Source organism: Vibrio sp. 03_296, assembly GCF_002265885.1.
Genome location: NZ_NPKW01001100.1, coordinates 1 through 789 on the forward strand (window position 1 = coordinate 1; position 789 = coordinate 789).

A 789-nucleotide genomic window follows, 5' to 3' on the forward strand; every position below is an offset into this window, starting at 1 on the left:
GAGCGCAGCCAAAAGCCAGAGAGATTTGTATTTCACATCATGGAACAACGTGTAAGGTGTGTGACTTGAACTTCTTTCAGACTTATGGGGCTTTGGGAGATGGCTTCATTCATGTTCACCACATTGTTCCACTTAATGAGATATGTAAGGAGTACGAGGGTCGATCCTGTGAATGACCTTGTACCTGTATGCCCTAATTGCCACGCAATGCTCCACAGAGGAAGTCCTACATTAGACGGTAGACCAACTAAAAAAAATCCTACACAAGAATTAGGGAATATGTGCCTAGAAAGATGAAAAAGGTTCTTTTACAGAACTTGGCCGACGGTAAATGGGGTCAACTCCTACTTGTTACCATCGGTTACTTTTTGTTGTTCAAAACGGACAAAATGCCCGAAATAGCAATTCACCACTTAACTCATTTCGGGGCAAAAACACCTCAGAAAATCCATCCCCCTACCTCCCAAATCAAAACAAAAGCCAGCGAGTGCTGGCTTGTATTAGTTCCCGAAAAGTAGTAATGCCTGAGTGCTTAGTCGATCAGCGAGCGTACGTATTCGGCGATTTCTGGCACTTGGCAGTTTGCGAAGAAGCACTCTTGGAACTGTGCTCCGCCAACCGCTGTTTCACCAATTCTTGGTCAATTGCGCGTAGGCCTTCAACCACATCTTTCGCAACCGCTGCTTTTACGTTGTTTAGGATCGCCGCATTCGCTTGCTGTGGTGCCGCACGACTCGATTGGGTAGCCTTCACCACGGTTTACCAGTGAACGCTTTTTCGAAGATGTAA

General features: G+C 45.9%; 1 pseudogene. It reads right to left on the minus strand.

Features of this window, described 5'->3' with window-relative positions:
* Positions 1–532 precede the first annotated feature (532 nt).
* A pseudogene (locus CIK04_RS30060) lies at positions 533–789 on the minus strand (hypothetical protein); the annotation flags it as partial.